The sequence below is a fragment of the Enterobacter cloacae complex sp. 2024EL-00227 genome, assembly GCF_043945315.1.
GTDB classification, from domain to species: domain Bacteria; phylum Pseudomonadota; class Gammaproteobacteria; order Enterobacterales; family Enterobacteriaceae; genus Enterobacter; species Enterobacter roggenkampii.
The window spans coordinates 57,626-72,282 of record NZ_JBIMQP010000014.1; the positions used below are offsets into that span (position 1 = coordinate 57,626).

Consider the following 14,657-nt stretch of genomic DNA (forward strand, 5'->3'; position numbering starts at 1 on the left):
TTGCGTTCATTATAATGGATACACGTTCGATATGGCTAAAATTGTATGAAGCATCATCTCTCTTGTCTGAAAGGCGACACCATAAAAGCAATCATTCTGGTCTGCCTGGCGGTGGGCGTGGTCGGGATGTCCTACGGCTCGCTGGCGATGGCCTACGGTTTCCCGGTCTGGGTGCCGTTTGTGCTCTCCATTACCGTGCTGGCGGGCGCGTCTGAGTTCATGTTTATCGGCATCGTGGCGAGCGGCGGCAATCCGCTGGCGGCCGCGGCGGCAGGTTTGCTGGTCAACGCCCGGCACGTGCCGTTTGGCGTGACGGTGCGAGAGCTGGTGGGCAAGCGCGGTCTGAGCCTGCTGGGCTGCCACATCATGAACGATGAAAGCGTGGTGTTTGGCCTGTCGCAAAAAACCGCCGAGCAGCGTAAAGCCGCCTACTGGCTGTGCGGCTTAGGCGTCGCCATCGTCTGGCCGCTTGGCGCACTGCTGGGGGCCATGGTCGGCAAATTGTTGCCCGACCCGGAGACCATCGGGCTGGATGCGGTATTTCCGGCCATTCTGCTGGCATTAGTGGTTCCCGCATTTAAAAACCGTACCACGCTGATCCGCGCCTGCAGCGGCGCCGTGTTATCGCTGGCCGCCGTGCCGTTTGCCCCGGTGGGATTACCGGTACTGCTCTCTTTACTCGGTCTTGCCGCGAGGAAAAAATAATGGAAAACATGACGATCTTTATTCTCGGCATCGCCATTCTTTCTGCCGGAACCTATTTAATGCGCCTTGGCGGCGCCAAACTCGGCAACCGGCTGGCGCTGTCGGAGCGTTCTCAGGCGCTGCTGTCAGATGCGGCAACGGTATTGCTGTTCTCCGTGGCGCTGGCGACCACCTTTTATGAGGGAGACCACTTCGCGGGCATGGCGCGCGTGCTGGGCGTGGCGTTTGCGGTGTTTTTGGCCTGGCGGAAAATGCCGTTAATCGTGGTCATTGTGGCCGCGGCAGTGGTGACGGCATTGCTGCGCGTGGCGGGCATAAACTAAAAAAGCGCCCCGGGGGCGCTCTTTCGACGGTGTGACTCGCTTATTTATTCAGTTCAGCAGTCATGTGTACGCGGTTACCGGAGAATGCCTGGGTAATTTTGTACGATGACGCGCCCGCTTCCTGAGCCTGAGCCGCGATTTTCGCTTCTGCACCATCAATGGTAGAGGCGGTTGCGGTCACAGTCTGCGCAGCGAAAGAACCGAAAGAAGCAGCCAGAGCGATTACAGCGACAAAAGTTTTGATGCTTTTCATAATATAAACCCTTTCATTAAGTTGTTTAGGTAAGGCACCGTGCCTTGATGAGATAAATACTAGACCTCATCGCGAACAACTAAAAGCGGAAGGATTTGCTATTATCATTCAAAATTACTGATCAACTATTAATCGCTGAGGATGGGTATAAATCGTCGCCCTTCCCGGCTTGCAGAAACCCACCAGCGTCAGGTTACAGCGCTCCGCTACCTCTACCGCCAGCGTGGTCGCCGCCGACACCGCGAACAAAATTTCCACACCGCACATGGCGGACTTTTGCACCATCTCGTAGCTGGCCCGGCTGGAAACGAGCGCCGCGCCCTGCTGCCAGATCTGACTTTCACGCGCACGACGACCGAGCAGCTTATCCAGCGCCACGTGGCGGCCCACGTCTTCATGCCCACCGGCAATCTCTCCCGACGGCAATACCCACGCCGCCGCGTGCGTGCAGCCGCTGAGCTGGCCGATAGGCTGTACATCGTTGAGGTGCTCAAGCGCAGGGTCGAGGTGCGCCAGATTAAAGGTCTGAGTAAACGGCAGTGGTGAAACAGGTTTGCCAATATCGTTGAGCTGCTCAACGCCGCACACGCCGCAGCCGGTACGCCCGGCCAGCGCGCGACGACGCTCTTTCAGCCCCATAAAGCGGCGGCTGGAGAGCTCGATTTGCACTTCCAGGCCGTTGCAGGCCTGCACCACGTCCATGCCATAGATATCTTGCGGATGCTCAATGATGCCTTCCGAGAGGGAAAAACCGATGGCGAACAGCTCAAGATCTTTCGGAGACGCCATCATCACCACATGCGATATGCCGTTGTAAACGAGCGCAACGGGCACTTCTTCGGCCAGAAAATCGGGTATGGCATCGGTTATGTGGGGCGGTCGGTGTACCGACAGTTCCACAATGCCGGCAGGCAGGGGTGACGAGTGGGGATCACGGTTTTGTTTAGACACAGCGGTATTCCTGAACAACCACGGAAGCGAGCGTGCTATTGCAGCATAAACCACAGGCTGTACGCATAGTATGGATCAACTTTTCGACAACCATTCTCCTACTCATTTAGCAGGGGTGCAACCTGCCACCGGCTACACCGCTTTAACATGCAGAGCTGTTAACGTGATCAATATCACACTTTATAATCAACATGGTGATAATACGTTCACTTTGTATTAACGCCATTAGAACAGCTGTACCGACAATGTGGTATTCTGATGATATCCCTCGTGGAATTGAGGGATTAACGCAAATTTTTTCCTTTGCGGTCATTCTTCAACCGCGAAGTCAAAACTACATATGTAAGCAATGTCGAAACAAGGAGTGACCCATGCAGGTCAGCAGAAGGCAGTTCTTTAAGATCTGCGCTGGCGGTATGGCAGGCACCACGGCAGCGGCACTGGGCTTTGCGCCCGGCGTAGCGCTGGCGGAAACGCGGCAGTATAAACTGCTGCGCACCCGTGAAACCCGTAATACCTGTACGTACTGCTCTGTCGGTTGCGGGCTGTTGATGTATAGCCTCGGCGACGGTGCTAAAAACGCCAAAGCGTCTATTTTCCATATCGAAGGCGACCCGGATCACCCGGTTAACCGCGGCGCATTGTGCCCGAAAGGGGCCGGTCTGGTGGACTTTATCCACTCCGAAAGCCGCCTGAAATTCCCTGAATACCGCGCGCCGGGTTCCGACAAATGGCAGCAAATCAGCTGGGAAGAGGCGTTTGACCGCATCGCTAAACTGATTAAAGAAGACCGCGATGCCAACTTTGTTGAGAAGAACGCCGACGGCGTCACGGTCAACCGCTGGCTCTCCACCGGGATGCTGTGTGCCTCTGCTTCCAGCAACGAAACCGGTTATTTAACCCAGAAATTTACGCGCGCACTCGGTATGCTCGCGGTCGACAACCAGGCGCGTGTCTGACACGGACCAACGGTAGCAAGTCTTGCTCCAACATTTGGTCGCGGTGCGATGACCAACCACTGGGTCGACATCAAGAACGCCAACCTCATTGTGGTGATGGGCGGTAACGCCGCTGAAGCGCACCCTGTCGGGTTCCGCTGGGCGATGGAAGCCAAAATCCACAACGGTGCGAAACTGATTGTGATCGATCCCCGCTTCACGCGTACTGCGTCAGTGGCGGATTTCTACACCCCTATTCGTTCAGGTACTGACATCACTTTCCTGTCAGGCGTACTGCTGTACCTGATGACCAACGAAAAATACAACCGCGAATACACCGAAGCCTATACCAACGCCAGCCTGATCGTGCGTGAGGATTACCACTTCGAAGATGGTCTGTTTAGCGGTTACGACGCTGAAAAACGCAAGTACGACAAAACCAGCTGGAACTACGAGCTGGATGAGAAAGGTTTTGCGAAGCGTGACACCACGTTGCAACACCCGCGCTGCGTGTGGAACCTGCTGAAAGAGCACGTCTCCCGCTACACGCCGGAGGTTGTCGAAAACATCTGCGGTACGCCGAAGGCGGACTTCCTGAAGGTGTGCGAGCTGATCGCCGAAACCAGCGCGAAAGACAAAACCGCGTCGTTCCTGTACGCCCTCGGCTGGACGCAACACTCCATCGGCGCGCAGAACATCCGCACCATGGCGATGGTGCAGCTGCTGCTCGGCAACATGGGGATGGCAGGCGGCGGCGTGAACGCCCTGCGCGGTCACTCCAACATTCAGGGTCTGACCGACCTCGGCCTGCTGTCCCAAAGCCTGCCGGGCTACATGAACCTGCCAAGCGAGAAACAGACCGACCTGCAGACCTACCTGACGGCCAGCACGCCTAAACCGCTGCTTGAAGGCCAGGTGAACTACTGGGGCAACTATCCGAAGTTCTTCGTCTCGATGATGAAAGCGTTCTTCGGTGACAAAGCAACGGCGGAAAACAGCTGGGGCTTTGACTGGCTGCCGAAGTGGGATAAAGGTTACGACGTTCTGCAGTATTTCGAGATGATGCACCAGGGCAAAGTGAACGGCTATCTGTGCCAGGGCTTTAACCCGGTTGCCTCGTTCCCGAACAAGAACAAGGTTGTTGAGTCGCTGTCGAAACTGAAGTTCCTGGTGACGATTGACCCGCTCAATACCGAAACCTCGACCTTCTGGCAGAACCACGGTGAATCGAACGACGTCGATCCGTCGAAGATTCAGACCGAAGTGTTCCGTCTGCCATCGACCTGCTTTGCGGAAGAGAACGGCTCTATCGTCAACTCCGGGCGCTGGCTGCAGTGGCACTGGAAAGGCGCGGACGCCCCGGGCATCGCCATGAACGACGGCGAGATCCTGGCCGGTATCTTCTTACGCCTGCGTAAGATGTATGCGGCTGAAGGCGGCGCGAACCCTGAGCCTGTGCTGAACATGACCTGGAACTACTCGACGCCGGAAAACCCAGCGCCGGAAGAAGTGGCGATGGAGAGCAACGGTAAGGCGCTGGCGGACGTTATCGACCCGGCCACCGGCACCGTGCTGGCGAAGAAAGGCGATCAGCTCAGTACCTTCGCGCACCTGCGTGACGACGGCACCACCTCCAGCGGCTGCTGGATCTTTGCCGGTAGCTGGACGCCGAAAGGCAACCAGATGGCCAACCGCGATAACGCCGACCCGTCGGGTCTGGGCAATACGCTGGGTTGGGCATGGGCATGGCCGCTCAACCGCCGTATCCTCTATAACCGCGCGTCCGCTGACCCGCAGGGCAACCCGTGGGATCCGAAGCGTCAGCTGCTGAAGTGGGACGGTGCGAAATGGGGCGGCGTGGATATTCCGGACTACAGCACTGCCGCACCAGGCAGCGACGTCGGGCCGTTTATCATGCAGCCTGAAGGGATGGGACGTCTGTTCGCTATTGATAAGATGGCGGAAGGTCCGTTCCCGGAACACTATGAGCCGTTTGAGACGCCGCTGGGCACCAACCCGCTGCACCCGAACGTGGTTTCTAACCCGGCAGCCCGTATCTTCAAGAGCGATTTTGAAGCGCTGGGTAAAAAGGACAAGTTCCCGTACGTGGGCACCACTTACCGTCTGACCGAGCACTTCCACTACTGGACCAAACACGCGCTGCTTAACGCCATCGCGCAGCCGGAACAGTTTGTGGAGATCGGCGAGAAGCTGGCGAACAAGCTCGGCATTGCCCATGGCGATACCGTGAAGGTCTCCTCTAACCGCGGCTACATCAAGGCCAAGGCGGTGGTGACCAAGCGTATTCGCACGCTGAACGTTCACGGTCAGCAGGTGGATACCATCGGCATTCCAATTCACTGGGGCTATGAGGGCGTGGCGAAGAAAGGGTTCATTGCGAACACCCTGACGCCGTTCGTCGGTGATGCGAACACGCAGACGCCGGAGTTTAAGGCCTTCCTCGTGAACGTGGAAAAGGTGTAACGGAGACGACTTATGGCTTATCAATCTCAAGACATCATCCGTCGTTCCGCGACTAACGGTTTCACGCCCGCGCCTCAGGCGCGGGACCACCAGCAGGAAGTGGCGAAGCTTATCGACGTGACCACCTGTATCGGCTGTAAAGCCTGTCAGGTGGCCTGCTCTGAGTGGAACGATCTGCGTGACGAAGTGGGCCACAACGTCGGGGTGTACGACAACCCGGCGGACCTGACCGCCAAGTCCTGGACGGTGATGCGTTTCTCGGAAGTGGAGCAGAACGACAAGCTGGAATGGCTTATCCGCAAAGACGGCTGTATGCACTGTGCGGATCCGGGCTGCCTGAAGGCATGTCCGTCAGAAGGGGCTATCATTCAGTATGCCAACGGCATCGTCGACTTCCAGTCCGAGCAGTGCATTGGCTGCGGCTACTGCATCGCGGGCTGTCCGTTCGACGTACCGCGCCTGAACCCGGAAGACAACCGCGTCTACAAATGCACCCTGTGCGTGGACCGCGTTACCGTCGGCCAGGAGCCTGCATGCGTGAAAACCTGTCCAACCGGTGCTATTCACTTTGGCTCTAAAGAGGATATGAAAACGCTGGCGGCAGAGCGCGTGGGCGAGCTGAAGACCCGTGGTTACGACAACGCGGGCCTGTACGATCCGGCCGGGGTGGGCGGTACGCACGTGATGTACGTGCTGCACCACGCCGACAAGCCGAATCTGTATCACGGTCTGCCGGAGAACCCGGAAATCAGCGCTACCGTGAAGTTCTGGAAAGGCATCTGGAAACCGCTGGCAGCGGTGGGCTTTGCTGCCACCTTCGCAGCGAGCATCTTCCACTACGTCGGCGTCGGTCCGAACCGCGCGGAAGAGGAAGACGACAACCTGCATGAAGAGAAAGACGAGGTGCGCAAATGAGAAAACGTGACACCATCGTGCGCTACACCGCGCCGGAACGCATCAACCACTGGGTCACCGCCTTCTGCTTCATGCTGGCGGCGATAAGCGGGCTGGGGTTCTTCTTCCCGTCCTTCAACTGGCTGATGCAGATCATGGGGACACCACAGCTGGCGCGCATCCTGCACCCGTTTGTGGGCGTCATCATGTTCGCGTCGTTCATCATCATGTTTTTCCGCTACTGGCACCATAACCTAATCAATCGGGATGATATCTTTTGGGCGAAGAATATTCGTAAGATCGTCGTCAACGAGGAAGTGGGTGACACCGGGCGTTATAACTTCGGCCAGAAATGCGTATTCTGGGCGGCGATTATCTTCCTGGTCCTGTTGCTGGTGAGCGGCGTGATCATCTGGCGTCCGTACTTTGCGCCTGCTTTCTCAATCCCGGTGATCCGATTCGCGCTGATGCTGCATTCATTTGCCGCAGTGGCGTTAATTGTGGTTATCATGGTGCATATCTACGCCGCCCTCTGGGTGAAAGGCACCATTACCGCGATGGTGGAGGGATGGGTCACCAGCACGTGGGCGAAGAAACATCACCCGCGCTGGTACCGTGAAGTCCGCCAGAAACAGGAAAAGTCATCTGAATGAGTATTCGCATAATCCCGCAAGATGAGCTGGGGTCGAGCGAGAAACGCACGGCGGATTATATTCCGCCGTTGTTATTCCCCAGACTCAAGAACCTCTACAACCGCCGCGCAGAGCGTCTGCGCGAGCTGGCAGAGAACAACCCGCTGGGTGATTTTCTGCGCTTTGCCGCGCTGGTCGCCCACGCGCAGGAAGTGGTGCTGTACGACCACCCGCTGCAAATGGACCTGACCGCGCGGATCAAAGAAGCCAACGCGCAGGGTAAGCCGCCGCTGGACATTCACGTCCTGCCGCGCGACAAGCACTGGCAAAAGCTGCTGCATTCGCTGATTGCCGAGCTGAAGCCGGAAATGAGCGGAACCGCGCTGGCGGTCATTGAGAATCTGGAAAAAGCGTCCGAACAAGAGCTTGAAGAGATGGCGAGCGCGCTGTTCGCGTCCGACTTCTCGCTGGTCAGCAGCGATAAAGCGCCGTTTATCTGGGCTGCGCTGTCGCTCTACTGGGCACAAATGGCAAGCCTGATCCCGGGCAAAGCTCGCGCCGAATACGGCGAGGCGCGCCAGTTCTGCCCGGTATGCGGCTCTATGCCGGTATCGAGCATGGTGCAAATCGGCACCACTCAGGGGCTGCGCTACCTGCACTGCAACCTGTGTGAAACCGAGTGGCACGTGGTGCGCATTAAGTGCAGCAACTGCGAGCAGACCCGCGATCTGAACTACTGGTCGCTGGAGAATGAAGACGCGGCGGTGAAAGCCGAAAGCTGCGGCGACTGCGGCACCTACCTGAAGATTCTCTATCAGGAAAAGGACCCGAAAGTCGAAGCGGTGGCCGACGATCTCGCCTCGCTGATTCTGGACGCGAAGATGGAGCAGGAGGGCTTTGCCCGCAGCTCGATCAACCCGTTCCTGTTCCCGGGTGAAGGGGAGTAATTCCCTGTGACAGTGCCGGGCGGCGCGTGCTTGCCCGGCCTGTAATTCGACAGCAATACCCGCCGCCTTTCATGCCAGATACTCTCCATTCTCGTTGAGAGACGCGTTATCGCCTTTGCGAGCCGCTTTCCAGGTTGTTGCCTTCAACACTATTCTTGTTTTCTTTTGAATCAAACCAGGCTATAAAACTGTTCATCCATACAGTAAAAGGGATTATTCATGGCGCTGGAAAAGGGTATTGCACAGCTGGTTCAGGGATTTATCGCTGCAGGGCGGCCCTCGTCACGTCGCCAGAGCATTGAGGTGCGACGAGCAGGCTATATTGCCAGCACAGGGCTTGCCGGGGAGACCGAAACGCGCGTTCAGGTGGAGACGCTTGTTCTTGAGGGTCTTACTATTCGGGTATTTTCACCTCTCAATGCGCCTGAACTATTGCCTGCTGCCATCTACTACCACGGCGGATGCTTTATCAGCGGCGGCTTTGATACCCATGACAACCAGCTCCGTCAGTTAGCCTGCTACAGTAACTGCCGGGTGGTTGCGATTCAATACAGGCTGGCGCCGGAGCATACCTTCCCCGCCGCACATGACGATGCGGAAAGAGGTGCAGATCTGGTCTGGCAATATGCGGATAAACTGGGCGTGGATAAAAACCGGATCACCTTTTGCGGAGACAGCGCGGGGGGACATCTGGCGCTGGTAACGGCGCTGCGGCTTAAGGCTAAAGGGCTCTGGCAGCCTGTACAGCTTATTCTTATCTACCCCATGCTCGACGCCACGGCCAGTTTTGAAAGCTATACCCTCAACGGCATGGATTACGTAATTACTCGCGATACCCTGCTGAGCGGCTATGAAATATATCTGGCTGGAGCCGACCGTAAGCATCCTGAGGTTAGCCCGCTGTGGCGAGAAGACTTCAGCGGCCTGCCAGCTGTCCATATCGTTACCGCTGAGTACGATCCGTTATGCGATGAAGGTGAGGCGCTGTTTCAACGCCTCACGGAGCAAGGAGTGACGTGTACCGCTCAGCGATGGCTGGGAGTAATACATGGCTTCTTCCAGCTTGGTGGAATTAGCCAATCAGCGCGAGATGTTATGCGGGATATCGCCGGGCGGATTCAGCACGCCCGGGGAGCGTAAACAGGAGATTACTCCTCCTCGTTCCCGCCCTCTTCATACGCGCCAAAAGGCTTCGCCGGAAGAACAATGTAGGTGCCTTCAAACACCGCGCCCGGCGTTTTATCGCCAAACAGTTCGACCTGCATTTGTACGCGCGCCTTGCGACCGCGTGCCAGACGGTCAAGATCGCCACCCAGTGATCCCAGATCGGCCACGGCGGTCGGCTTGCCGCTTATCGGCGCGCTATAGCGAATGTGGGCATCGGCCAGAATGATGGTGCCGCCCAGATGGCGCTCGCGCAGCATCAGCCAGATAAGCCCCCAGCCGGTGAGCGTGGCCAGTGAAAAAAGACTTCCGGCAAACAGGGTGTGGTGCGGATTCTGGTTGCCGGTTTCCGGCATGGTGGTAATAAATTTTTGTCCGGTGTACTGCTGAATGCGTACGCCCATTTTTTCGCTGAGCGGAATGTGCTGATACCAGGCCTGCTGCAGCTGTCCGCACCAGTCGGCGCGATGCAGAATATCGTCTAGCGTGGCGATGGGTTTGATCATCAAAAAATGACGAATCGGGGTGGTTTGCGGGGTTGTGATTTCACCCTGATTCACAAAACCGAGTTTAGCGAAGAACTCCACGGCATCTTCGCGGGCGCTACAGGTGACGCGCTTAACGCCTTCCTGACGGGCGACGGATTCCAGGGTCATCGCCATTAGCGTCCCCAGACCTTTGTCCTGCACGGAGGGATGAACCGCCATAAAGCGAATAGACGCTTCGTTATCGGCGTTGATATACAAACGCCCGACGGCCACAAGGTTGCCCTCTTCGTCCATCACCATCTGATGGTGGGCCATCGCGTCCCAGGCGTCGCGCTCAGAGCCTTTTGGCTGATGTAATGGCTTGCGTAGCATTTCCCAGCGGAACTGGTAATAGGCTTCTAACTCTTCTTCCGTTTGCGGTACTCGAAGGTGATACATAGCTGTACTCTCTCTTGTTACCCGCGGCCACGCCGTAAGTATGCTCATACCTGGAGCCAGAATGTGACGGGGCCATCGTTCACCAGCGATACCTGCATATCTGCAGCGAATCGTCCGGTTTGCGTATTCATTTCCTGCTGGCGACAACGCTCAACAAAGTACTCGTAAAGTGCTTCTGCACGATCCGGCGCGGCGCCTTTCGAGAAACTCGGGCGCATGCCGCGCTCGGTATCCGCTGCCAGCGTAAACTGGGAAACCACCAGCACGCTGCCGCCCGCCTGCTGGACGTTCAGGTTCATCTTGCCTTCCGCATCGCTGAAAATACGGTAGCCCAGCACGCGCTCACACAAGCGGTTGGCTTTTTGTTCGTCATCATCCTTTTCGACACCTAACAACACCAAAAGTCCTGGGCCAATTTCACCCGTCACCTCTCCCTCCACGGTGACGCTGGCACGGGTTACGCGCTGTATCAATGCAATCATGGTTGGTCTGCTTCTTGTTGTTTTTCAGCTTCTGCTGCTTTTTTAAGTTCGCGGTATACACCGAGAGTGACAGTTATTTCAGCACCAAGCAAGACGATACACCAGGTCCAGTAGACCCAGACAAACAAAATGGGGATCACCGCCAGCACGCCGTAAATCAGCTGATAGGACGGAAACATGGTGATGTAAAGGGCAAACCCTTTCTTACCGAGCTCAAAGAGCAACGCCGCCACCAGCGCCCCCACGACCGCATCGCGGTTAGGCACGCGCGTGGTCGGCACCACGCTATAGAGCAGCCAGAACGAGAGCCACGACAGGATCAACGGAAAGATGCGAAGCACATTATCAATCACGCCGTTTAAATCGCTCGCCCAGCGCAGGGAGAGCAGATACGAACTGATCGCGAGGCTCGCCCCGGCCAGCAGCGGCCCCAGCGTGAGGATCATCCAGTACACGGCAAAGGAATAGACCTTTGGCCGCGCTTTTTTACTCCGCCAGATCGTGTTCAGCGCGTTATCGATGGCGTACATCAACAGCAGCGCGGTGACAATAAGACCGCATGCCCCCACTGCCGTCATCTTGCTGGAGTTAGCAACAAACTGCTCAATGTAGTTCTGGATGACATCCCCGGTTGCCGGAATGAAATTCGCGAAGACAAAATGACGAAGCTGCAGGCTGACGTCCGCAAACATCGGAAAGGCGGAAAACAGGGCAAAGATGACTGCCACCAGAGGCACTAATGAGAGCAACGACACGTAGGCGAGGTTACCCGCCAGCGTGGTCATATTATCCTCATCAATCCGGTGCCAGAGCAGTTTCAGCCAGGCCCGCAGCGGGCGAGTATGGTGCGTGGCTTTTTGATGAACGGTTTTTAGCATAGCTGCTTCGCAAAGTAGTCTGGTATCGTCTCTTTTCCGGTCACCAGAATTGACGTAATACCCAACTGGTTAGCTCCCTCTATATTATCGGCGTTGTCGTCGAAAAAGACCGCATCGGCCGCGGTGAATCCCTCTGCCTGCAGAACAGCCTGATAGATTCGCGCTTCAGGCTTACGCATCCCCATCTCCTGCGAGAGGTAGATCTTATCCGCCGCCGCCTTAACTTCAGGGTACTCCTCAGGCCAGAACGTGGTGTGCAGACGGTTGGTATTTGACAGCACAACGACCCGATGCCCCTGCTCGCGCAGTTTGTGCATGATGTCGATCACCTCAGGGCGAACCGCCACAAATACCGCCTGCCAGCCGTGGGAAAACTGTTCATAGCTTAACGAAAGCCCCATCTCCTGGCAGAAACGTTCAGCGAATGCTTCATCGCTGATTTCACCGCGCTCATGCTGGTGGAAGGTCTCGCCCATCGCGAAGTTCTGCTTTAAGGTCGCCAGCGGCACGCGGCTAAAATCGCTCCATGCACCCAACACGCGATTAAAATCGATATCGACGATGACGTTTCCTAAATCAAAGATATAAAGCATGTTTATCTCCTGCTCGCCGTGGAGAGGTAACTGTAGCGGGAATAAAGAGATTTGACTATGCATGCGGTCTAAGGTGTGCGATCGATTTTTACGGCGCGTTTTTACGACAGTAAAGCGAAGGGACGTTTGACGCGGCAAAAATCCAGGCCCCCCGATACTCATCGATCATCAGGCTCAGCTCCCTACCCGGCGTGCGGTAAAAACCCGGTAGCGTTGCGTTGATATCAGCCTCATCCGCATTATCGGCAAAGGTTTTAACAATACGATTATTATTTAACACGCGCGCGTTCTCATGGTCACTGTAGTGAAAATAGATGGTTCGATTAACTTCAGTAACCGTCTGACCAAATAATTTACCGTTAATAACCGTAGACCCCTCCCGATGCTGCATCCGCCAGGAAACCGTACCCACAAATCGGTTTTTACCAATCGTCCATTCCACATCTCCCGTACAGCGTATCGGCGTACTCGATAAATGCGAATAAGCTAACCAGCCACTGCTGACAGCGGCCGCCAGAAATGCCGCCAGCAAAATGATACGGTTCCGGAGAGTCATCATTTTTCGTGCGCCCAAAAATAATGGGTAGTACATAACGCCGTCGCGTCCCTTCGCGCATCGTTATTACAGACAAACGCCGCGATTCGCTCCGTTTTACTATAGCCGACGAGAAAAACGTATCGTTTTTTGGCACACAGACCGGGATTATTGTTTAGCAGGCGCACGTAATGATCCTGAATATGTTCGTTAGGTGCATAAAAAAGTTGGCAGGCCTGGGTCGTGCTGCCCGTTGAAAGGGGAATGTAGTGACTAAACGGCATGTTCTGGTGCTTTTTATATAATATTCCCCCGTTGATAAGCGCGATCAACAAAAGCGTTGCGGTCGTTATTATCAGCCAGGCTGGCCTCTGCCTCGCGGCGCCATTGGCAACGAGCACGTCTTTATTGGCTATGACTGGCTCAGCGGTTGGGACAAATAATTCAACCTCGGTAGCCTCGGAAAGCATAAGCCCGCGACGCGAAATCGTTTTTACCGTATCGCGCGGTAAGCCCACCTCAGCGAGGGCATTGCGTAATGTCAAAATAGCCTGGTAAAAGGTATTCGGCGTAGTGACGTCATTGCGCTCCCCCCATCCCACCACCATTAACTGGTTTTGCGAAATTATTTCTCCGGGATGGGTGATGAGATAAAGAAAACAGAGGTTGGCAGGAAGCTGCAATTGTATCGAGCGCCCGGTAATATGATTTACCAGGTTTTTGTTTTCTGGATCATACTCGACCAATTTGTTAATAAGATACAATTTTCCTTTCCTCAGCAATAACAACCCTTAACTATATACACCAGAAAGATATACGTATATTTAACAACAGTATAGGTCAGAAGGATCAGGACGCGATACCACCCCAACTAAGATTAAAAATAACACATTATTTTTCAATCAGTTAAAAGACGGTTTTCTTAGGTTTCTCTCATCTAAAACGACATAATGAGATTTCATTACACTTCGCCTGGCCCACTCATTATATTGAGCCCCAAGTCGCGAAAAGACTGTCGTTACGGCCGATTTAAGAAACGAATCTTTAGCTATTAGTGCTATTTCGTAAATCGTCCTCCGGGATTTTTTTGTTGAATAATCTTAAGGGGCTGAAGAATAGTCCTGGAATACGATGGCCAAAGTATGTCCTTTCGCTATGGCTACGGCCTGAAAAAATAGACATCACCAGGAATTTATATTCTTCATCACTATTTATCATAAACAAGAGAGGGGCACGGGATATGTTTCAAGATTGACACATTTGGATGGCAGTGAAATATTGACAGTGAAAATAAGACAGGAGTGGACTGGATGATGACATCGTCGCATAAGGTTGTCCGCTGTATGAGCTGTGAATTGTCCTGTCAGTTATTTCCAGATAACGCAGTACGTTCACAATATTGTGGAAATGCCTCATTCGCAGTTTGGCCAGGTGGTAACCATTTCCTGCAGATTGCAGTAGAAAATAAAATATTGCAAGGAAACAAGAATCACTTATTACGCGGCTTTATATTTGTAGACTTTTCGTTTTGCAACCTGCGTGTACTTGCCGATCCGCAATGGATTGAACGTCTGGTGAGAACTAACATGAACATCGTGATTATCACAGACCGCAAGCTGGAAGCATTGGCCAATTATTTTTTCATGCAGCGCAGTGAAATAAAGGGAATTATTTATTCGAATGACAACGACATTATATTAAAGGAAAAAATCAGCCATCTTTTCTCCGGGAGACGGTTAAATAGCAGACGCGGCAGCATGTTGAACGCTGTTGAATTTACGTTACTGAACAGATTTTTGTCAGGTGCTTGCCTCCAGGAGATTATAAAATCAGACGGCATTGATGTTAAAAAAATTTATGTTCATAAAATACGACTTGAGAGGAAGTTAGGCACCAGTATTCATAAAGTTCTCGTTTCTATTTTGTAATTTCAACCTGTTTACCTACCCACA

At 54.5% G+C, this 14,657-nt stretch carries 16 protein-coding genes; 8 read left to right on the plus strand and 8 right to left on the minus strand.

All coding sequences use genetic code 11. The features are described from left to right. The first annotated feature begins 45 nt into the window (after window positions 1-45). Window positions 46-705, plus strand: a complete 660-nt coding sequence (locus tag ACHH0Z_RS20605; RefSeq protein ID WP_008501825.1) for an AzlC family ABC transporter permease — start codon at window positions 46-48, stop codon at window positions 703-705. Further along, window positions 705-1,028 carry an AzlD domain-containing protein gene (locus ACHH0Z_RS20610; protein WP_045408705.1) on the plus strand — a complete coding sequence of 108 codons (324 nt, stop codon included), beginning with the start codon at window positions 705-707 and terminating at the stop codon, window positions 1,026-1,028. The genes ACHH0Z_RS20605 and ACHH0Z_RS20610 overlap by 1 nt, the downstream gene beginning before the upstream one ends. A gap of 40 nt (window positions 1,029-1,068) precedes the next feature. On the opposite strand, the gene ACHH0Z_RS20615 is transcribed toward ACHH0Z_RS20610, so the two are convergent. Together ACHH0Z_RS20615 and fdhD are read right to left on the minus strand one after the other, a co-directional pair. After that, window positions 1,069-1,281, minus strand: a complete 213-nt coding sequence (locus tag ACHH0Z_RS20615) for a DUF1471 domain-containing protein (protein ID WP_021242795.1) — start codon at window positions 1,279-1,281, stop codon at window positions 1,069-1,071. A 114-nt stretch (window positions 1,282-1,395) separates the two neighbouring features. Continuing rightward, on the minus strand, window positions 1,396-2,232 hold the full coding sequence (gene fdhD, locus ACHH0Z_RS20620) for a formate dehydrogenase accessory sulfurtransferase FdhD (protein ID WP_021242794.1): 837 nt from the start codon (window positions 2,230-2,232) through the stop codon (window positions 1,396-1,398). 371 nt (window positions 2,233-2,603) lie between these two features. Here fdhD and fdnG point away from each other — a divergent pair, with 371 nt between their 5' ends. From fdnG to ACHH0Z_RS20645, 5 genes are all read left to right on the plus strand, one after another. After that, entirely contained in the window at window positions 2,604-5,654 is a 3,051-nt protein-coding gene (fdnG, locus tag ACHH0Z_RS20625) for a formate dehydrogenase-N subunit alpha (RefSeq protein ID WP_088728449.1), read from the plus strand. A 12-nt stretch (window positions 5,655-5,666) separates the two neighbouring features. Then, window positions 5,667-6,569: a formate dehydrogenase subunit beta gene (fdxH, locus tag ACHH0Z_RS20630; protein WP_008501831.1), complete on the plus strand. Its 903-nt coding sequence runs from the start codon at window positions 5,667-5,669 to the stop codon at window positions 6,567-6,569. Next, window positions 6,566-7,201: a formate dehydrogenase cytochrome b556 subunit gene (gene fdoI, locus ACHH0Z_RS20635; RefSeq protein WP_008501832.1), complete on the plus strand. Its 636-nt coding sequence runs from the start codon at window positions 6,566-6,568 to the stop codon at window positions 7,199-7,201. Before fdxH ends, fdoI begins: the two co-directional genes overlap by 4 nt. Beyond that, entirely contained in the window at window positions 7,198-8,127 is a 930-nt protein-coding gene (fdhE, locus tag ACHH0Z_RS20640) for a formate dehydrogenase accessory protein FdhE (RefSeq protein WP_008501833.1), read from the plus strand. Before fdoI ends, fdhE begins: the two co-directional genes overlap by 4 nt. A gap of 219 nt (window positions 8,128-8,346) precedes the next feature. Then, window positions 8,347-9,267: an alpha/beta hydrolase gene (locus tag ACHH0Z_RS20645; RefSeq protein WP_045408703.1), complete on the plus strand. Its 921-nt coding sequence runs from the start codon at window positions 8,347-8,349 to the stop codon at window positions 9,265-9,267. A gap of 8 nt (window positions 9,268-9,275) precedes the next feature. Here ACHH0Z_RS20645 and fabY read toward each other — a convergent pair whose 3' ends face one another. From fabY to ACHH0Z_RS20675, 6 genes are all read right to left on the minus strand, one after another. Further along, on the minus strand, window positions 9,276-10,217 hold the full coding sequence (gene fabY / locus ACHH0Z_RS20650) for a fatty acid biosynthesis protein FabY (RefSeq protein ID WP_023326334.1): 942 nt from the start codon (window positions 10,215-10,217) through the stop codon (window positions 9,276-9,278). Window positions 10,218-10,261: 44 nt separating this feature from the next. Continuing rightward, a complete protein-coding gene (gene dtd / locus ACHH0Z_RS20655; protein ID WP_008501836.1) occupies window positions 10,262-10,699 on the minus strand; it encodes a D-aminoacyl-tRNA deacylase in 438 nt (145 codons plus the stop codon). Continuing rightward, window positions 10,696-11,577, minus strand: a complete 882-nt coding sequence (locus ACHH0Z_RS20660) for a virulence factor BrkB family protein (protein WP_021242790.1) — start codon at window positions 11,575-11,577, stop codon at window positions 10,696-10,698. Before ACHH0Z_RS20660 ends, dtd begins: the two co-directional genes overlap by 4 nt. Further along, complete coding sequence (gene yihX / locus ACHH0Z_RS20665) at window positions 11,571-12,170, minus strand: glucose-1-phosphatase (protein ID WP_008501839.1); 600 nt, start codon at window positions 12,168-12,170, stop codon at window positions 11,571-11,573. Before yihX ends, ACHH0Z_RS20660 begins: the two co-directional genes overlap by 7 nt. Window positions 12,171-12,258: 88 nt before the next feature. Continuing rightward, window positions 12,259-12,762, minus strand: a complete 504-nt coding sequence (locus tag ACHH0Z_RS20670; protein WP_239519680.1) for a hypothetical protein — start codon at window positions 12,760-12,762, stop codon at window positions 12,259-12,261. Continuing rightward, window positions 12,726-13,469, minus strand: coding sequence for a winged helix-turn-helix domain-containing protein (locus ACHH0Z_RS20675; protein ID WP_045408700.1), 744 nt, complete (start codon window positions 13,467-13,469; stop codon window positions 12,726-12,728). The genes ACHH0Z_RS20670 and ACHH0Z_RS20675 overlap by 37 nt, the downstream gene beginning before the upstream one ends. A gap of 546 nt (window positions 13,470-14,015) precedes the next feature. On the opposite strand from ACHH0Z_RS20675, the gene ACHH0Z_RS20680 reads away from it, so the two are divergent. Continuing rightward, a complete protein-coding gene (locus ACHH0Z_RS20680) occupies window positions 14,016-14,633 on the plus strand; it encodes a hypothetical protein (RefSeq protein WP_045336247.1) in 618 nt (205 codons plus the stop codon). The last annotated feature ends 24 nt before the right edge of the window (window positions 14,634-14,657 follow it).